This is a genomic window from Saccharopolyspora sp. NPDC045941 (assembly GCF_056431445.1).
On sequence record NZ_JBWKKU010000053.1, the window covers coordinates 1 to 18,281 of the forward strand.

At 69.6% G+C, this 18,281-nt stretch carries 15 protein-coding genes and 1 rRNA gene; all 16 read left to right on the forward strand.

The features are described 5' to 3' along the window. Positions 1-91, forward strand: a 5S ribosomal RNA gene (gene rrf / locus AC07FN_RS33015); the annotation flags it as partial. Positions 92-477: 386 nt separating this feature from the next. Beyond that, positions 478-1,776, forward strand: a complete 1,299-nt coding sequence (locus tag AC07FN_RS33020) for a geranylgeranyl reductase family protein (RefSeq protein ID WP_478399148.1) — start codon at positions 478-480, stop codon at positions 1,774-1,776. Positions 1,777-1,889: 113 nt separating this feature from the next. Then, on the forward strand, positions 1,890-2,300 hold the full coding sequence (locus AC07FN_RS33025) for an NADH-quinone oxidoreductase subunit A (protein ID WP_044577159.1): 411 nt from the start codon (positions 1,890-1,892) through the stop codon (positions 2,298-2,300). A 70-nt stretch (positions 2,301-2,370) separates the two neighbouring features. Next, positions 2,371-3,045, forward strand: coding sequence for a NuoB/complex I 20 kDa subunit family protein (locus AC07FN_RS33030; protein ID WP_452616287.1), 675 nt, complete (start codon positions 2,371-2,373; stop codon positions 3,043-3,045). A gap of 6 nt (positions 3,046-3,051) precedes the next feature. Next, complete coding sequence (locus AC07FN_RS33035; protein WP_478399149.1) at positions 3,052-3,765, forward strand: NADH-quinone oxidoreductase subunit C; 714 nt, start codon at positions 3,052-3,054, stop codon at positions 3,763-3,765. Positions 3,766-3,871: 106 nt separating this feature from the next. Beyond that, positions 3,872-5,227: an NADH-quinone oxidoreductase subunit D gene (locus AC07FN_RS33040; RefSeq protein WP_478399150.1), complete on the forward strand. Its 1,356-nt coding sequence runs from the start codon at positions 3,872-3,874 to the stop codon at positions 5,225-5,227. Then, on the forward strand, positions 5,224-5,982 hold the full coding sequence (gene nuoE, locus AC07FN_RS33045; RefSeq protein WP_358574893.1) for an NADH-quinone oxidoreductase subunit NuoE: 759 nt from the start codon (positions 5,224-5,226) through the stop codon (positions 5,980-5,982). The genes AC07FN_RS33040 and nuoE overlap by 4 nt, the downstream gene beginning before the upstream one ends. Before the next feature lie 8 nt (positions 5,983-5,990). Further along, on the forward strand, positions 5,991-7,292 hold the full coding sequence (gene nuoF / locus AC07FN_RS33050) for an NADH-quinone oxidoreductase subunit NuoF (protein ID WP_478399151.1): 1,302 nt from the start codon (positions 5,991-5,993) through the stop codon (positions 7,290-7,292). Next, positions 7,289-9,811 carry an NADH-quinone oxidoreductase subunit G gene (locus AC07FN_RS33055; protein WP_478399152.1) on the forward strand — a complete coding sequence of 841 codons (2,523 nt, stop codon included), beginning with the start codon at positions 7,289-7,291 and terminating at the stop codon, positions 9,809-9,811. Before nuoF ends, AC07FN_RS33055 begins: the two co-directional genes overlap by 4 nt. Further along, positions 9,808-11,121, forward strand: coding sequence for an NADH-quinone oxidoreductase subunit NuoH (gene nuoH, locus AC07FN_RS33060; protein ID WP_478399153.1), 1,314 nt, complete (start codon positions 9,808-9,810; stop codon positions 11,119-11,121). The genes AC07FN_RS33055 and nuoH overlap by 4 nt, the downstream gene beginning before the upstream one ends. Further along, on the forward strand, positions 11,108-11,674 hold the full coding sequence (gene nuoI, locus AC07FN_RS33065; RefSeq protein WP_452616294.1) for an NADH-quinone oxidoreductase subunit NuoI: 567 nt from the start codon (positions 11,108-11,110) through the stop codon (positions 11,672-11,674). Before nuoH ends, nuoI begins: the two co-directional genes overlap by 14 nt. Then, positions 11,671-12,612 carry an NADH-quinone oxidoreductase subunit J gene (locus AC07FN_RS33070; RefSeq protein WP_478399154.1) on the forward strand — a complete coding sequence of 314 codons (942 nt, stop codon included), beginning with the start codon at positions 11,671-11,673 and terminating at the stop codon, positions 12,610-12,612. The genes nuoI and AC07FN_RS33070 overlap by 4 nt, the downstream gene beginning before the upstream one ends. After that, positions 12,609-12,908 (forward strand): NADH-quinone oxidoreductase subunit NuoK, encoded by a 300-nt coding sequence (nuoK, locus tag AC07FN_RS33075; RefSeq protein WP_270947525.1) that lies wholly within the window; start codon positions 12,609-12,611, stop codon positions 12,906-12,908. Before AC07FN_RS33070 ends, nuoK begins: the two co-directional genes overlap by 4 nt. 38 nt (positions 12,909-12,946) lie before the next feature. After that, complete coding sequence (gene nuoL, locus AC07FN_RS33080; RefSeq protein ID WP_478399155.1) at positions 12,947-14,947, forward strand: NADH-quinone oxidoreductase subunit L; 2,001 nt, start codon at positions 12,947-12,949, stop codon at positions 14,945-14,947. Between the two features lie 133 nt (positions 14,948-15,080). Continuing rightward, the gene (locus AC07FN_RS33085; protein WP_478399156.1) at positions 15,081-16,658 is read left to right on the forward strand and encodes an NADH-quinone oxidoreductase subunit M; all 1,578 of its coding nucleotides are present in this window, start codon (positions 15,081-15,083) and stop codon (positions 16,656-16,658) included. A gap of 50 nt (positions 16,659-16,708) precedes the next feature. Next, positions 16,709-18,241 (forward strand): NADH-quinone oxidoreductase subunit NuoN, encoded by a 1,533-nt coding sequence (gene nuoN, locus AC07FN_RS33090; RefSeq protein ID WP_478399191.1) that lies wholly within the window; start codon positions 16,709-16,711, stop codon positions 18,239-18,241. Positions 18,242-18,281: the final 40 nt, after the last annotated feature.

Consider the following 18,281-nt stretch of genomic DNA (forward strand, 5'->3'; position numbering starts at 1 on the left):
GCCCGGTCCCATTCCGAACCCGGTAGCTAAGCTCCCCAGCGCTGATGGTACTGCACTCGACAGGGTGTGGGAGAGTAAGACACCGCCGACACATTTTGTGAGAAGGGTCCCTTCTTTTCCGGTCCACCGGAAAAGAAGGGACCCTTTTTTGTTCTCGCACAGTTCACGCGAACCGGTAAAAAGTGCCTCCTCTGGGAAAAATCACTCGCTCGCGCCGAGGTGGCAACGCGAGTGCCGCCGCGGGCTCCTCGGGTGCGCCGGCCGCGTCCCGGGGGCGCGCGGAGGTCACCTGGTCGGCCTACTTCGGGTGCCCTAACTGGGGTGATGCTCACTCGGGTGGCGTAGTTCGAGGGCTCGATCGCGAGGTTCGTCCGGCTTAGACTCGGGAGTTAGTGAACTCGTTCACAAGCGGGTTCCCGGGGCGGTCCACCGGGACGAGCGGGCCGCGCCGCGCATTGCACCGGATCAAGGAGTGTCATGACCAGCGCCACCAGCCGCCGCCGACCGGACGAGGACGCCGAGGTGATCGTCGTCGGAGCAGGACCGGCCGGATCGACGGCTGCGACGTACCTGGCCCGCGCCGGCCTGGACGTCCTGCTTCTCGAGAAGAGCGTGTTCCCGCGGGAGAAGGTCTGCGGCGACGGCATCACCCCGAGGGGCGTCAAGCAGCTCATCGACCTGGGCATCGACACCCGCGAGGAAGCGGGCTGGCTGCACAACCGGGGCCTGCGGGTCGTCGGCGGCGGCGTGCGGATGGAACTGGACTGGCCGAGCCTGGCAGCCTTCCCGCCCTACGGCGTGGTCCGCCCCCGCAACGACTTCGACGACCTGCTCGCCCGCAACGCCCAGCGCGCCGAGGCCCGGCTGCTGCAGCAGACCACGGTGACCGGCGCGATCACCGACGAGCGGACAGGCCGGGTCGTCGGCGTCGAGGCGAAGGCCGGCCCGGACCGGACCCCGGTCACCTACCGCGCGCCGTTGGTGCTGGCCTGCGACGGGGTTTCGGCCCGGTTGGCGCTGTCGGCGGGCATCGAGAAGCGCGACGACCGGCCGATGGGCGTCGCGGTGCGCCGGTACTACACGAGCCCGCGCAGCAAGGACGACTACCTGGAGTCGCACCTGGAGCTGTGGGACCGCTCGAACCCGGACGAGCCGAAGCTGCTGCCGGGCTACGGCTGGATCTTCGGGATGGGTGACGGCACCGTCAACGTCGGACTCGGGATCCTGTCGACCTCCAAGGCCTACGGCAAGACGGACTACCGCCAGCTGATGCGTTCCTGGTTGGACGGAACCCCGGAGGAGTGGGGGTTCAGGGAGGAGAACGCCACCGGCCGGATCGGCGGGGCGGCGCTTCCGATGGGCTTCAACCGGACGCCGCACTACCGGAACGGGCTGCTGCTGGTCGGTGACGCCGGCGGGATGGTCAACCCGTTCAACGGCGAGGGCATCGCCTATGCGATGGAATCTGCCGCGCTGGCAGCGGAATGCGTGGTGCACGCGCTCGCCCGGCCGGCCGGTTTCTCGCGGGAGCAGGCGCTGCGGCGGTACCCGACGGTGGTGCAGCAGGCGCTCGGCGGCTACTTCCGGATGGGCAACATCTTCAGCAAGTTGATTGGCAATCCCACCGTCATGAAGGTGGCCACCAAGCATGGTCTACCGAGGGCGACGCTGATGCGTTTCGTGTTGAAACTGTTGGCAAATCTGTACGACGAGAAGGGCGGCGACGCCATGGATCGTGTGATCAGCACCACTACTCGGCTGACCCCTAGCGCTTGAGCGCAAGAGTCTGGTCAGATGTCCCGAGCAGTGTGCCGGACGTCTCAAAGTTAGGTTCGCCTCACTACGGAGTCGATACGGTCGACCGCATAGAGTGCGCACCAAAGCCGTAGATGTGTTCTGCGTCTCGGCGGGGGCCGCCGAAGGAGGGCAGCGGAGTGCTCGATCCCTACGTCCCGCTGGTGTTGTTGTTCGCACTGGCACTCGCGTTCGCGGTGTTTTCCGTCGCGATCGCGCCGCTGGTCGGTCCCCGCCGTTACAACAAGGCGAAGCTCGACGCCTACGAGTGCGGCATCGAACCGTCGCCGCAGCCGGTCATCGGCGGCGGCCGGATGCCGGTCGCCTACTACCTGACCGCGATGTTGTTCATCCTGTTCGACATCGAGATGGTCTTCCTCTACCCGTTCGCGGTCTCCGCCGACGCCCTGGGCCTGTTCGGCGTGGTCGAGATCGTGCTCTTCATCGCCACCGTCGGTTTCGCCTACGTCTACGTGTGGCGCCGCGGCGGCCTCGACTGGAACTAGCACCGCCAAGCAAGACGACCGTACGACTCTCAAAGGACTAGCCGCAGCGACGCGGGAAGGAGTGCCGGAGATGGGGCTCGAAGAGCAGCTGCCCAACGGCATCCTGTTGGCCAACGTGGAAAAGCTCGTCAACTGGACGCGGAAGACGTCGATGTGGCCGGCGACGTTCGGGCTGGCCTGCTGCGCGATCGAGATGATGACCGTCGGCGGTTCCCGCTACGACATCGCACGCTTCGGCATGGAGCGGTTCTCCGCGACCCCCCGGCAGGCCGACCTGATGATCGTCGCGGGCCGGGTGACCAACAAGATGGCGCCGGTGCTGCGGCAGATCTACGACCAGATGCCGGAACCGCGCTGGGTGCTGGCGATGGGCGTGTGCGCCTCCAGCGGCGGCATGTTCAACAACTACGCGGTCGTGCAGGGCGTGGACCACGTGGTGCCGGTGGACATGTACCTGCCGGGATGCCCGCCGCGGCCGGAGATGCTGCTGGACGCGATCCTCAAGCTGCACGCCAAGATCATGGACGAGCCGATCAACGCGAAGCGGGCGCAGCTGAAGCTGGAGAGCGGCGAGCGCACCCCGATGATCCCGTCCTCCGAGCGGTACGCGCCGAAGAACTGGGCGCAGCGGCGCCGGGCCGAGCGGCAGCAGGCCAAGCAGCGCCAGGAGTTGGGTTCCGATCCGTCGTTGGGGGCGCTGGACGCAGCGCCGAAGCGCCCCCGCGAGCTCAAAGCGGGCAGGTGAGTTCGGTTGGCAGACAATGAATCCCAGTCCTCGGCGATGGAGCCGGCCCGGCAGGGTCCCGCGCCGGTCTCCGGTCGCGCCCGGCAGGGCATGTTCGGGGTTCGCGGCACCGGCGATACCTCCGGCTACGGCGGCCTGCGGCTGCCGGCCTACGTGCCGCCCGCGGCGGAGCGCCCGTTCGGTGGCTGGTTCGACGAGTTCGCCGACAACTTCTTCGCGGCGCTGAACGAGCAGGGCCTGCCCGCGGACACCGTGCAGCAGGTGACCGTCGATCGCGGCGAGATCACCTTCTACGTGCAGCGGGACCACCTGCTGGAGGTCTGCCGGACGCTGCGGGACGACCCGGCGCTGCGCTTCGAGCTGTGCAGCTCGGTGTCGGGTGTGGACTACGGCCCGGACGTGCCGCAGCGGCTGCACTCGGTGTACCACCTGACGTCGATGACCTACCGGCACCGGATCAGGTTGGACGTCGCGCTGGAGGTCGACGACCCGCACGTTCCTTCCGTCGTGCCGGTGTACCCGACAGCCGACTTCCAGGAGCGCGAGACCTGGGACATGTTCGGCATCGTCTACGACGGACACCCGGCCCTGACCCGGATCCTGATGCCGGACGACTGGGACGGCCACCCGCAGCGCAAGGACTACCCGCTCGGCGGGATCCCGGTGGAGTACAAGGGCGCCGAGATCCCACCGCCGGACCAGCGCAGGGCGTACTCGTGATGGCCGGGCGGCGTGGGTTTTCCGCAATTTCAATGGAAATCGGAGCTTCGATTTCCATTGAAATTGCGGTCCGAGGACCGCAGCACACCGCGGAGAGGTGCTGGAGATGACTACCGAACCACTGGCCGACACCGGCCTCGGCGACCCGCACGCCCAGCCGGGCGAGGCGGAGTCGAGGGAGACCACCGAGGGCCGGGTCTACACCGTCACCGGCGGCGACTGGGACGAGTTCATCGACGAGACGGCCGGCGAGGAGCGGGTCGTCATCAACCTCGGCCCGCAGCACCCGTCGACCCACGGCGTGCTGCGGCTGGTGCTGGAGCTGGAGGGCGAGACGGTCACCAAGGCCCGTTCGGTGATCGGCTACCTGCACACCGGGATCGAGAAGAACACCGAGTACCGCACCTGGACGCAGGGCGTCACGTTCGTGACGCGGATGGACTACCTGGCGCCGCTGCACAACGAGGCCGCCTACTGCATGGCGGTGGAGAAGCTGCTGGGCATCGAGGCGCCGCGGCGGGCGCAGGTGTTCCGGGTGCTGCTGATGGAGCTCAACCGGATCTCCTCGCACCTCGTGTTCCTGGCCACCGGCGCGATGGAGCTGGGCGCGACCACCGGCATGACCTACGGCTTCCGCGAGCGCGAAGAGGTCCTGCACCTGCTGGAGTACCTGACCGGCCTGCGGATGAACCACGCGTTCATCCGGCCCGGCGGCGTCGCCCAGGACCTCCCGGCGGACTACCGGGAGAAGATCCTGAACTTCATCCAGGTGATGGACAAGCGGCTGCCGGACTACGACAAGCTGTTCACCGGCCAGCCGATCTGGAAGCAGCGGCTGAAGGACGTCGGGTACCTGCCGCTGGACGGCTGCCTGCAGCTCGGCGTCACCGGCCCGCTGCTGCGCTCCGCCGGGCTCGCCTGGGACCTGCGCAAGATCCAGCCGTACTGCGGCTACGAGGAGTACGACTTCGAGGTGCCCACCAGCACCGACGCCGACTGCTACGCCCGGTACCTGCTGCGGCTGGAGGAGATCCACCAGTCGCTGAAGATCATCCGGCAGTGCTTGGACAAGTTCGAGCCCGGTCCGCACATGGTGGAGGACGCGAAGATCGCCTGGCCGGCGAAGCTGAGCATCGGCCCGGACGGCATGGGCAACTCGCTGGAGCACGTCCGCAAGATCATGGGTCAGTCGATGGAGTCGCTGATCCACCACTTCAAGCTGGTGACCGAGGGCTTCGACGTGCCGCCGGGCCAGGTGTACGTGCCGATCGAGTCGCCGCGCGGCGAGCTCGGCTACCACGTGGTCTCCGACGGCGGCACCCGGCCGATGCGGGTGCACGTGCGGGAACCGAGTTTCGTGAACCTGCAGGCGATGCCTGCCATGGTCGAGGGCGGACTGGTGGCGGACGCGATCGCGTCGGTCGCCTCCATCGACCCGGTGATGGGCGGGGTGGATCGATGACCGAGCAGTTCGAGTTCACCACGACGGAAGAGGCGGTTCACGAAACCGCTGACACGTCGGTGTTCGGCGAGGACGTGCGGGCCGACGCGAAGCAGATCATCGCGCGCTACCCGGAGTCCCGGTCGGCGCTGCTGCCGATGCTGCACCTGGTGCAGTCGGTGCAGGGGCACGTCAGCGCCGCGGGAATCCAGTTCTGCGCGGAGCAGCTGGCACTGTCCACTGCGGAGGTCAGCGCCGTCGCGACGTTCTACACCATGTACAAGCGCAAGCCCTGCGGCCAGCACCTGGTGAGCATCTGCACCAACACCATGTGCGCGGCGCTCGGCGGCGACGAGATCTACCGGAAGGTCGGCGAGCACCTCGGCGTCGGGCACAACGAAACTGCCGGCACGCCGGGTGAAGAGGGCTCGATCACCCTGGAGCACGCCGAGTGCCTCGCCGCGTGCGACCTGGCCCCGGTGCTGCAGGTCAACTACGAGTACTTCGACAACCAGACGCCGGAGCAGGCGCTGGAGCTCGTGAAGGCCCTGCAGCGCGGGGAGAAGCCGGCGCCGACGCGCGGTCCCGCGCTCTCCGACTTCCGCGGCGCGGAGCGCCAGCTGGCGGGCTTCTTCGACGACCTCGAGTCCACTGTGGCCGGGCCGTCGGCGGCGGTCGAGACGATGCGCGGCGCGCAGCTGGCCAACGAGCGCGGCTGGACCGCGCCGAGCATGCCCGACGACGCGGAACTCCCGCCGCTGCCGGAGAAGAAGTGAGGGTGGCCATGACCGAACCCAGCACCAGCCCGGTGACCCCGGTACTGACGAAGCGGTGGCTGTCGCCGACCTCCTGGACGCTGCGCACCTACGAGCAGCTGGAGGGCTACACCGCTCTGCGCAAGGCCCTGAAGGCGCACCCCGACCAGCTGATCGAGCTGGTCAAGGGCGCCGGGCTGCGCGGCCGCGGCGGCGCCGGGTTCCCGGCCGGGGTCAAGTGGAGCTTCATGCCCAAGGACCCGGTCAAGCCGCACTACCTCGTCATCAACGCCGACGAGGGCGAGCCGGGCACCTGCAAGGACATCCCGCTGATGATGGCCGACCCGCACTCGCTGATCGAGGGCTGCATCATCGCCAGCTACGCGATGCGCGCCAACCACTGCATGATCTACGTGCGCGGCGAGGCGCTGCACCCGATCCGGCGGCTGAACAACGCGGTCCACGAGGCCTACCAGGCCGGGTACCTCGGCAAGAACATCCTGGACTCGGGCTTCGACCTGGACATCGTGGTGCACGCCGGCGCGGGCGCCTACATCTGCGGCGAGGAGACCGCACTGCTCGACTCGCTGGAGGGCAAGCGCGGGCAGCCGCGGCTGAAGCCGCCGTTCCCGGCCGCCGCCGGGCTCTACGCCTGCCCGACCACGGTGAACAACGTCGAGACGATCGCCTCGGTGCCCTTCATCGTCAACGGCGGCGCCGAGTGGTTCCGCAAGATGGGCACCGAGAAGTCGCCCGGCCCGAAGATCTACTCGATCTCCGGGCACGTCGAGCGGCCCGGCCAGTACGAGGCTCCGCTGGGCACCACGCTCCGCGAGCTGCTAGAGCTGGCGGGCGGCATGAAGGACGGCATCCCGCTGAAGTTCTGGACGCCGGGCGGCTCGTCGACCCCGATGTTCACCGCCGAGCACCTGGACGTGCCGCTGGACTTCGAGGGCGCGGCCGAGGCCGGGTCGATGCTGGGCACCACCGCGGTGATGGTGTTCAACGAGACGGTGTCGGTGCCGTGGGCCGTGATGAAGTGGACCCAGTTCTACGAGCACGAGTCCTGCGGCAAGTGCACGCCGTGCCGGGAGGGCACGTACTGGCTGGCGCAGGTGCTGGAGCGGATGGTCGACGGGCACGGCACCGAGGAGGACATCGAAACCCTCCTCGACGTGTGCGACAACATCTTCGGCCGCTCGTTCTGCGCCCTCGGCGACGGCGCGGTCAGCCCGATCGTCAGCGGCATCAAGTACTTCCGCGAGGAGTTCCTCGCGCTGTGTGAGAAGAACAAGACCGCTGAGTCCGCACTGGTAGGAGCGGCCCGATGACCGTGGCACCAGAAGCCGAGACCCGTCCGGTACCGGAGGGGTACGTCCGCCTGACCATCGACGGCATCGAGGTCGTGGCGCCCAAGGGCGAGCTGCTGATCCGGACCGCGGAGCGGATGGGCATCACCATCCCGCGGTTCTGCGACCACCCGCTGCTCGACCCGGCCGGGGCCTGCCGCCAGTGCCTCGTCGAGGTCGAGATGGGCGGGCGGCCGATGCCGAAGCCGCAGGCGTCCTGCACGATGACCGTCGCCGACGGCATGGTGGTCAAGACGCAGCAGACCTCGCCGGTGGCGGACAAGGCGCAGCAGGGCGTGATGGAGCTGCTGCTGATCAACCACCCGCTGGACTGCCCGGTCTGCGACAAGGGCGGCGAGTGCCCGCTGCAGAACCAGGCGTTGAAGCACGGCCGGGCGGAGTCCCGCTTCCACGACACCAAGCGGACCTTCGCCAAGCCGGTGCCGATCTCCTCGCAGGTGCTGCTGGACCGGGAGCGCTGCGTGCTCTGCCAGCGCTGCACCCGGTTCTCGAAGCAGGTGGCGGGCGATCCGTTCATCGAGCTGCTGGAGCGCGGGGCGCTGCAGCAGATCGGCATCGGCGAGCAGCAGCCGTTCCAGAGCTACTTCTCCGGCAACACCATCCAGATCTGCCCGGTCGGGGCGCTGACCAGCGCGGCCTACCGGTTCCGGTCCCGGCCGTTCGACCTGGTGTCGACGCCCGGCCAGTGCGAGCACTGCGCGTCCGGCTGCGAGATCCGCAACGACTGGCGGCGCGGCAAGGTGATGCGGCGGCTGGCGGGCGACGACCCGGAGGTCAACGAGGAGTGGATCTGCGACAAGGGCCGCTTCGCCTTCCGCTACGCCACCGCCAACGACCGGATCACCCGGCCGCTGATCCGGGAGAACGGCGAGCTGCGGCCCGCGTCCTGGACCGAGGCGCTGCAGGCGGCCGCGAAGGGGCTCGCCGAGGCGCGTGACGCCGAAGGTGTCGGGGTGCTGCCCGGCGGGCGGCTGACGGTCGAGGACGCCTACGCCTACGCGAAGTTCGCGCGGATCGCCTTGCGCACCAACGACATCGACTACCGGGCCCGGCCGCACTCCGACGAGGAGCTGCGGTTCCTGGAGTCCACTGTGGTCGGCACCAGCCCGGGCAACGGCGTCACCTACCGGGACCTGGAGTCCGCGCCCGCGGTGCTGTGCGTGGCGTTCGAACCGGAAGAGGAATCGCCGATCGTCTTCCTGCGGCTGCGCAAGGCGGCCCGCAAGCGCGGCACCAAGGTGTTCCACGTGGCGCCGTGGGTCTCGCCGGGCGTGGAGAAGACGACGGTCATCGTGCACGACGGCGGGCCGGTGCGCACCGGGGAGCTGGTGCCGTGCGTGCCCGGCGGCGAAGCCGCGGCGCTGCGCGAGCTCCCGTCCGATGTGGACGAGGCGCTGCGGCAGCCGGGGGCGGTACTCCTCGTCGGCGAGCGCGCCGCGGAGGTACCCGGGCTGTACTCGGAGATCCTGCGCACCGCGCAGCGGACCGGGGTGAGCGTCGCATGGATCCCCCGCCGCGCCGGTGAGCGCGGCGCGATCGAGGTCGGCGTCCTGCCGACGCTGCTGCCGGGCGGACGCCCGGTGGCCGACGCCGAAGCCCGCGCCGAGCTGGAGCGGCACTGGGGCCTCGCCCCGGCCGCCCTGCCCGCCCGCGCCGGCCGCGACGTCACCGGAATCCTCGCCGCGGCGGCCGCCGGAGACCTCTCCGGGCTGGTCGTCGGCGGCGTCGACCCCAACGACCTGCCCGACCCGGCGCTCGCCGAGAAGGCGCTGCGCCGCGTGGGCTTCGTGGTCAGCCTGGAGCTGCGGCCGAGCGCGGTCACCGAGCACGCCGACGTCGTGCTGCCCATCGCGCCGAGCACCGAGAAGGCCGGCAGCTACCTGAACTGGGAAGGCCGCCACCGCGAGTTCCGCACCACCATCGAGGGCACCGGCGCGCTGCCGGACTGCCGGGTGCTGGACACCCTCGCGGTGGAGATGGACGTGGACCTGTTCACGCAGACCCCGGCCGCCGCGCTCGCCGAGCTCGAACGCGTCGGGCCGCACCTCGGCGCGGGGCTGCCCGCACCGGACGAGCCGCCCGCGGCGGCGCCGAGCCCTGGCGCGGGGCAGGCGGTGCTGGCGACCTGGCGGCAGCTGCTGGACAACGGATCGATGCAGTCCGACGAGCCGAACCTGGCCGGCACCGCGCGGCGCACCGTCGCGGTGCTCTCGCCGGGCACCGCGCAGCGGATCGGGCTCGGCGCCGGGCAGCGCATCGAGATCAGCACCGCCAAGGGCGCGATCGTGCTCGCGGCGGAGCTCGCCGAAATGCCCGACGACGTGGTGTGGCTGCCCGCCGACTCCGGTGCCTCGAAGGTGCACCGGACGCTGGGCGTCGGCCACGGCGCGGTCGTCGACATCGCCGCCACCACGGCGATGTCTCCCGCCGCCGGAAACGGCCACGGCGGCACGACCCACCTCGACGGGGGGAGAGCATGACCAGAACCGCGGAACTGCTCGCCGACGATCCGCTCTGGCTGATCCTGCTGAAGGTCCTCGCGATCTTCGTCTTCCTGGTCGTCATGACGCTGTTGACGATCTGGGCGGAGCGCCGGGTGATCGGGCGGATGCAGCACCGGCCCGGCCCCAACCGGGCGGGCCCGTTCGGGATCCTGCAATCGCTGGCGGACGGCCTGAAGCTGGCCTTCAAGGAAGACATCCGGCCGGTGCTGGCCGACAAGTGGGTGTACTTCCTGGCCCCGGTGATCTCCGCGACGCCCGCGCTGGTGTCGTTCTCGGTGATCCCGATCGGCCCCGAGGTCACCATCTTCGGCGAGCCCACCGCGTTGCAGCTGGTGGACCTGCCGGTCGGCCTGCTGGTCGTGCTGGCCTGCGCCTCCATCGGCGTCTACGGCATCGTGCTGGCCGGCTGGGCCTCCGGCTCGCCGTACCCGCTGCTGGGCTCGCTGCGCTCGGCGGCGCAGGTGATCTCCTACGAGATCGCGATGGGCCTGTCGTTCGTCGCGGTGATCATGTACGCGGGCACGCTGTCCACCTCGGGCATCGTCGAGGCGCAGAAGGACGGCTGGTTCTTCCTCCTGCTGCCGTTCAGCTTCGTGGTCTACGTGGTGTCCATGGTCGGCGAGACCAACCGCGCCCCGTTCGACCTGCCGGAGGCGGAGTCGGAGCTGGTCGGCGGGTTCCACACCGAGTACTCGTCGCTGAAGTTCGCGCTGTTCTTCCTCGCCGAGTACATCAACATGGTCACCGTCTCGGCGCTGGCGACCACGCTGTTCCTCGGCGGCTGGCACGCGCCGTGGCCGCTGTCGCTGATCGGCGACGGGGTGCTCAACACCGGCTGGTGGCCGGCGCTGTGGTTCCTCGGCAAGACGGTGGCGTTCCTGTTCTTCTTCATCTGGCTGCGCGGCACGCTGCCCCGCCTGCGCTACGACCAGTTCATGAACCTGGGCTGGAAGTTCCTGGTCCCGCTCAGCCTGCTGTGGATCATCGCGGTCACCGTGATCCGGGCGCTGCGCAACGAGGAAGCGGTCAGCTCGCAGCAGTTCCTCATCGGCGGCGGCATCGTGATCGCGATCCTGCTGGCGGCGACGTTCCTGATCCCGGACCGCAAACCGGCCAAGGACGCCGACGAGATCCCACTGGCCGGCAGCGGATACCCCGTTCCGCCGCTGGACCTGCAAGTCCCCGAGACCCCGCCGCGCCGCACCCCGGTGCACAGCGGTGCCGACCGCACTGCGGGCGAGGTCGCGGGTCCGGAAGGCGAGGAGGCGCCTCATGGGAATGTTTGATCCGATCAAGGGCTTCGGCGTCACCTTCTCGACCATGTTCAAGAAGGTCGTCACCGAGGAGTACCCCGAGGTCAAGAAGATCCCGGCGCCCCGGTTCCACGGCCGCCACCAGCTCAACCGGCACCCGGACGGGCTGGAGAAGTGCGTCGGCTGCGAGCTGTGCGCGTGGGCGTGCCCGGCCGACGCGATCTTCGTGGAGGGCGGCGACAACACCGACGAGGCCAGGTACTCGCCCGGTGAGCGCTACGGCAAGGACTACCAGATCAACTACCTGCGCTGCATCGGCTGCGGGTTGTGCATCGAGGCCTGTCCGACGCGCGCGCTGACGATGACCAACGAGTACGAGACCGCCGACGACAACCGCCAGGACCTGATCTACACCAAGGCGGACATGCTGGCGCCGCTGCTGCCCGGCATGGAGCAGCCGCCGCACCCGATGCGGCTCGGCAACGACGAGCAGGACTACTACGTGCGCGGGCCGGAACTGGCCCAGCAGCGAGGGGTTCCGGCGGAGCAGACGGTCGAGTCCGGGCACGAGGAGGCCGGGAGATGACCATCGAAGCGGTGCAGTTCCTCGCTCAGGCGCCCAGCGGCGTGGTGGGCACCGGCGAGACGGTGGCCTTCTGGGTGCTCGGACCGCTGGCGCTGGTCGGCGCGCTGGGCATGGTGTTCGCCCGCAACGCGGTGCACTCCGCGCTGTGGCTGGTGCTGACGATGCTGTGCCTGGGCGTGCTCTACATGGCGCAGAGCGCACCGTTCCTCGGGTTCACGCAGATCATCGTCTACACCGGCGCGATCATGATGCTGTTCCTGTTCGTGCTGATGATGGTCGGCCGCGACTCGTCCGACTCGGTGGTCGAGGTCCTGCGCGGGCAGCGGTTGTGGGCCGGGATCGGCGGCATCGGCCTGGCGGCCCTGCTGGTGTCCGGCCTGGCGCGGGCGCTGGCCGAGGTGACGCCCGCCGCGCCGCTGAACCCCTGGACGCCGACCGGCGGCGGCGCCGGCGGCCTCGGCCGGTTGATCTTCACCGACTACCTGTTCCCGTTCGAGCTGACCTCGGCGCTGCTGATCACCGCCGCGGTGGGCGCGATGGTGCTGGCCTACGGCGGCAAGGGCCGCGGCCCGCGGCTGAGCCAGAAGGAGCGGGCCGAAGCCCGGTTCCGCGGCTCCCGCCCGTCGCCGCTGCCCGGGCCCGGCGTGTACGCGACGGCCAACTCGGTCGCCGTCCCGGCGCTGCTGCCCGACGGCTCGGTGGCGCCGGAGTCGCTGTCCGAGCTGCTGGAGAACCTGCCCGCGGACCGGCTCGGCGACGAGCGGCGCGCGGTCGCAGGCCAGGAGCCGGCGCCCGACCCGCACGCGCTGACCGGCGGGCACCACGAGGAGACGCCCCCGGTGCCCGAGCAGAAGCCGCCGCAGACCAACGGGAACGGGGCCCACCAGAACAACGGCCACGAGTCCGAGCACGTCTCCTCCGAGGAGGTCCGGCAGTGACCCCCACCTACTACCTGCTGCTGTCGGCGTTGCTGTTCACCATCGGCGCCGTCGGGGTGCTGGTGCGGCGCAACGCGATCGTGGTGTTCATGTGCGTCGAGCTGATGCTCAACGCGGTCAACCTGACGCTGGTGACCTTCGCTCGCATCGAGGGTTCGGTGCACGGGCAGGTCATGGCCTTCTTCGTGATGGTCGTCGCCGCGGCCGAGGTGGTGGTCGGCCTGGCCATCATCATGTCGATCTTCCGGACGCGTCGCTCGGCCTCGGTCGATGACGCAAACCTGCTGAAGTACTGAGAGGGCGCGTGGTGACGGCAAATACGATTACCGCGGCGATGAATTCCGGGGCCTTCCTGACCGGGACCAACCCGGACGTGGTCAGCGCTGCCGGCGCGATCCAGCAGAACGCCTGGCTGCTGGTCGGGTTCCCGGCGCTGGGCGCGCTGATCCTGCTCGTCGCCGGGCGCCGGGCCAACGGCTGGGGCCACATCCTCGGCTGCGCCACCGTGATCGCGTCGTTCGTGTACGGGTTGCTGCTGTTCAGCTCCATCGCCGGGATGCCGGAGAGCGGCCAGGTGCGGGAACTGCACATGTTCTCGTGGATCCCGGTGAACGCGCTGCAGGTCGACTTCGGGCTCCGGATCGACCCGCTGTCGATGGTGTTCGTGCTGCTGATCACCGGCGTCGGCTCGCTGATCCACGTCTACTCGATCGGCTACATGTCGCACGACCAGGAAGGCCGCACCGGGCGGGACAACACCGAACGCCGCCGGTTCTTCGCCTACCTCAACCTGTTCGTCGCGGCGATGCTGGTCCTGGTGCTGGGCAACAGCTTCGTGACCCTGTACCTCGGCTGGGAGGGCGTCGGTCTCGCGTCGTACCTGCTGATCGGCTTCTGGCAGGGCCGGCCGTCGGCGGCCGCGGCGGCGACCAAGGCGTTCGTGATGAACCGCGTCGGCGACGTCGGGCTGGCGCTGGCGATCTTCCTGCTGTTCGCCAACCTCGGCACCACGCAGTTCACCGAGGTCTTCGCCCGCGCCGGTGAGCTCACGCCGGGCGTGCTGCTGGCCATCACGCTGTTGCTGCTGCTGGGCGCCTGCGGCAAGTCCGGCCAGGTGCCGCTGCAGGCGTGGTTGCCGGACGCCATGGAGGGCCCGACCCCGGTGTCCGCGCTCATCCACGCGGCGACGATGGTCACCGCGGGCGTGTACCTGATCGCGCGGTCCAACCCGCTGTTCACGCTTTCGCCCGGCGGGCAGCTGGCCGTCACCATCGTCGGTGCGGTGACGCTGCTGGTCGGCTGCATCATCGGCTGCGCCTACGACGACATCAAGAAGGTCCTGGCGTACTCCACGGTCAGCCAGATCGGCTACATGATGCTGGCCGTCGGGCTCGGGCCGGCCGGGTACGCGCTGGGCATCATGCACCTGCTCACCCACGGCTTCTTCAAGGCCGGGCTGTTCCTCGGCGCCGGTTCGGTGATGCACGGCATGAACGACGAGGTCGACATGCGCAAGTTCGGCGGCCTCTACCGGTTCATGCCGATCACCTTCGCCACCTTCGGGCTCGGCTACCTGGCGCTGATCGGCTTCCCGTTCCTGTCCGGGTACTACTCGAAGGACGCGATCATCGAGGCGGCGTTCGGCCAGGAGGGCTGGCGCGGCTGGGTGTTCGGCGGCGCGGCGATGCTGGGCGCGGCGATCACCGCGTTCTACATGACCCGCCTGGTGCTGATGACGTTCTTCGGCGCGAAGCGCTGGGAGAACCTGAAGGCGAGCAACGGCAAGGACTTCCACCCGCACGAGTCGCCCGCGGTGATGACCGCGCCGATGATCGTGCTGGCCATCGGTTCGGTCGCGGCGGGCATGTTCCTCGCCGGCGGCGACCGGTTGGTCGGATTCCTGGCGCCGTCGCTGGGCGAGCTGCACGAGGCCGAGCACACCGCGATCCCGCACGCGCTGATCCCGGTGCTGACCGTCGCGCTGTCCGCGCTGGGCGCGCTGATCGCCTGGCTGGTGGTCGGGCGCAAGCCGGTGCCGGTGGAGCGCCCGGAGCGGGTTTCGCCGATCGTCCGCGCGGCCCGCGCGGACCTGGGCGGCAACGCGCTGAACAACGCCCTGGCGGTGCGGCCGACGTTCGGCCTGACGCGCGGACTGGTCACCGTGGATCGCAAGGGCGTCGACGGCGCGGTCAACGGCATCGCCGGATTCCTCGGCTTCAGCTCCGGCCGCCTGCGCCGGCTGCAGACCGGTTTCGTCCGGTCCTACGCCCTGTCCATGCTCTTCGGCGGAATCCTGGTGATCGCCGCCCTGATGGCAGTGGGGATCCCGACATGACGACCTGGCTGCGCCCCGGACCGCGGTTTCAATTGAAACCGCGGTCGCCCCGGGGATCCGGGCCGCGGTTTCAATTGAAACTGCACGTCCACTGTGGACTCGGTTGGCCGAGTGAGCTCCGGGAGGAGATCCGATGACCCTGCTCCTCGCACTGATCCTGCTGCCGATCGTCGGGTCGGTGGTGGTGGCGCTGCTGCGCGGCAACGCGCCGGTGGCCAAGTGGACCGCGCTCGGGTTCTCCCTGGTGGAGCTGGTGATCGCGCTCGCCGCGTGGGCCGCCTACGACCCGGCGGGTCCGCGGCTGCAGCTCACCAGCTCGGTGGAGTGGATCCCGGCGTTCGACATCCGGCTCTCGTTCGGCGTGGACGGCATCGCGCTGGTGATGATCGCGGTGATCGCGCTGCTCACCCCGCTGGTGCTCGGCTACAGCTGGGGCGAGCGGCTGCCCGCCGGGCGCACCCACGGCGGCTTCTTCTCGCTGCTGCTGCTGGAGCAGGCCCTGACGGTGGCGGTGTTCGCCGCGACCGACCTGTTCCTGTTCTACGTGCTCTTCGAGATCATGCTGATCCCGATGTACTTCCTCATCGGCGGCTACGGCGGCGAGAAGCGCACCTACGCCGCGGTGAAGTTCTTCCTGTACTCCTTCCTCGGCGGCCTGATCATGCTGGCCTCGGCGCTCGGCGCGTACGTCTACAGCGCAGAGGTCACCGGCACCGGCACCTTCGACTGGGCGACGCTGGTGCCGGTGCTCTCCGAAGCGCCGACCAGCGTGCAGGTGTGGCTGTTCCTCGGGTTCTTCACCGCGTTCGCCATCAAGGCCCCGCTGATCCCGTTCCACACCTGGCTGCCGGACGCGGCGCAGCAGGCGCCGATCGGCGTGGCGGTGATCGTCGTCGGCGTGCTCGACAAGGTCGGCACCTTCGGCTTCCTGCGCTACAGCCTGCCGCTCACGCCGGAGGCGTCGAAGCTGCTCGCCCCGCTGGTGCTGGTGCTCGCGGTGATCGGCGTGCTCTACGGCTCGCTGCAGGCCTTCGGCCAGACCGACCTCAAGCGCTTCATCGCCTACGTGTCGATCGCGCACTTCGGCTTCATCGCGCTGGGCATCTTCGCGTTCACCTCGCAGGCGCAGGTGGGCGCGGTGTCGTACATGATCAACCACAGCATCGCGACCGGCATGCTGATCCTGGTGATCGGCATGGTGATCGCGCGCGGCGGCTCCACCCGGATCGCCGACTACGGCGGCATGGCGAAGGTGGCGCCGCTGCTGGCCGGCACGCTGCTGATCGCCGGGCTGAGCACCCTGTCGCTGCCGGGCACGAACTCGTTCATCAGCGAATTCCTGGTGCTGGTCGGCGCGTTCCAGACGCAGCCGGTCTACACGGTGCTCGCCACCATCGGCATGGTGCTGGCCGCCGTCTACGTGCTCTGGCTGTACCAGCGGACGATGCAGGGCCCGGTGCGCGGCGACGCGCTGCTGGGCACCGCCGGCGGCCCGGGCGCGGTGACCGACCCGAACAAGCCGGGCGCGCACCGGCTGCGGGTGGCCGACCTCGGCGCCCGCGAGATCGCGGTGCTGACCCCGCTGATCGTGCTGGTGCTCGCGTTGGGCTTCTACCCGAAGCCGGTGTTGGACGTGATCAACCCGTCGGTCGCGGCAACCATGAGCGAGGTCGGCGTCACCGACCCCGTGACCTCGCAGGGAGGTAACTGACAGTGGGTGCTTTGACGCAGGGGCCGGCTGCCTTCGCGCAGCTCCCGCCCGTGGAGATCCCGCCGATCGACTACGCGGCCATCGCGCCGGTCCTGGTGATCCTCGGCGCGGCCTGCCTGGCGATCCTCGTCGAGGCGTTCCTGCCGCGGCACCAGCGCTGGTCGGTCCAGGTCGGGCTGAGCCTGGTGGCGATCGTCGTCGCCGGGGTGGCGCTGGCGGTGTACGCCCGCTCCGGCAGCACCGGCGTGACCACGCTGTCCGACACCCTCGCGATCGACCCGCCCACGCTGTTCCTCTGGGGCACGCTCCTCGCGCTCGGCCTGGGCGCGATCCTGCTGATCGCGGACCGCTCGGTGGAGCCGGGCGGCGCGTTCGTCGCCGAGTCGCGGGCGACCGATGGGCCGGGCGCGATGACCCGCGCGGCCGCCGGTGTCGCGGGGATGCGCACGGAGGTCTTCCCGCTCGCCCTGTTCTCGCTCGGCGGGATGATGGTGTTCTGCGCGGCGAACGACCTGCTGACGATGTTCATCGCGCTCGAGGTGCTGAGCCTGCCGCTGTACCTGATGTGCGGGCTGGCCAAGCGCCGGCGGCTGCTGTCGCAGGAGGCGGCGGTCAAGTACTTCCTGCTCGGCGCGTTCGCTTCGGCGTTCTTCCTGTACGGCCTGGCCCTGCTCTACGGCTACGCGGGTTCGGTGAAGCTGCAGGCGATCGCGGACGCCACCGCCGGTTCGGACCGCTCGGACACGCTGCTGTTCGCCGGGCTCGGCCTGCTGCTGGTGGGCCTGCTGTTCAAGGCCTCGGTCGGCCCGTTCCACACCTGGACCCCGGACGTCTACCAGGGCGCCCCGACCGCGGTCACCGCCTTCATGGCCGCCTGCACCAAGGTCGCCGCGTTCGGCGGGATCCTGCGGGTGCTGCAAGTCGCGTTCCAGGCGTCCAGCTGGGAGTGGCGCGGCGTGCTGTGGGCCGTCGCGATCGCCTCGATGGTCATCGGCGTGGTGCTCGGCCTGACGCAGCGCGACATCAAGCGGATGATCGCCTACTCGTCCGTCGCGCACGCCGGGTTCATGCTGATCGGCTCGCTGGCGCTGACCGGTCGCGGCCTGTCCGCCACGCTGTTCTACCTGCTGGCCTACGGGTTCACGACGATCGCCGTGTTCGGGGTGATCAGCCTGGTGCGGCGCGCCGATGGTGAGGCAACTCACCTTTCGGACTGGGCGGGGCTGGCGAAGCGTTCTCCGCTGGTCGCAGGGGTGTTCACCTTCCTGTTGTTCGCCCTCGCCGGCATCCCGCTGACTAGCGGTTTCGTCGGGAAGTTCGTGGTGTTCGAGGCGGCGCTGGCCGACGGCATGGCACCGCTGGTGGTGGTGGCCCTGGTGGCCAGTGCGGTTGCCGCCTTCTTCTACCTTCGTGTCATCGTGCTGATGTACTTCAGCGAACCCGCCGAGGACGGCCCCACCGTCAGCGTGCCGGGTGCGTTCACGACAGCGGCGATCACGCTCGGTGTGGTCGTCACGCTGTTGCTGGGCGTGCTGCCGACTTTGGCGCTGGACTGGGCGAACGTCGGCGGCTTCGTGTCGTAGAGTGCTCGCCCGTAGGGCGAACCGGGGGAGCGAAGGCGAC

Coding starts and splice junctions, on each gene's coding strand:
- AC07FN_RS33020 (WP_478399148.1), top strand. CDS start 478: ATGACCAGCGCCACCAGCCGCCGCCGACCGGACGAGGACGCCGAGGTG.
- AC07FN_RS33025 (WP_044577159.1), top strand. CDS start 1,890: ATGTGTTCTGCGTCTCGGCGGGGGCCGCCGAAGGAGGGCAGCGGAGTG.
- AC07FN_RS33030 (WP_452616287.1), top strand. CDS start 2,371: ATGGGGCTCGAAGAGCAGCTGCCCAACGGCATCCTGTTGGCCAACGTG.
- AC07FN_RS33040 (WP_478399150.1), top strand. CDS start 3,872: ATGACTACCGAACCACTGGCCGACACCGGCCTCGGCGACCCGCACGCC.
- nuoE (WP_358574893.1), top strand. CDS start 5,224: ATGACCGAGCAGTTCGAGTTCACCACGACGGAAGAGGCGGTTCACGAA.
- nuoF (WP_478399151.1), top strand. CDS start 5,991: ATGACCGAACCCAGCACCAGCCCGGTGACCCCGGTACTGACGAAGCGG.
- AC07FN_RS33055 (WP_478399152.1), top strand. CDS start 7,289: ATGACCGTGGCACCAGAAGCCGAGACCCGTCCGGTACCGGAGGGGTAC.
- nuoH (WP_478399153.1), top strand. CDS start 9,808: ATGACCAGAACCGCGGAACTGCTCGCCGACGATCCGCTCTGGCTGATC.
- nuoI (WP_452616294.1), top strand. CDS start 11,108: ATGGGAATGTTTGATCCGATCAAGGGCTTCGGCGTCACCTTCTCGACC.
- AC07FN_RS33070 (WP_478399154.1), top strand. CDS start 11,671: ATGACCATCGAAGCGGTGCAGTTCCTCGCTCAGGCGCCCAGCGGCGTG.
- nuoL (WP_478399155.1), top strand. CDS start 12,947: ATGAATTCCGGGGCCTTCCTGACCGGGACCAACCCGGACGTGGTCAGC.
- AC07FN_RS33085 (WP_478399156.1), top strand. CDS start 15,081: ATGACCCTGCTCCTCGCACTGATCCTGCTGCCGATCGTCGGGTCGGTG.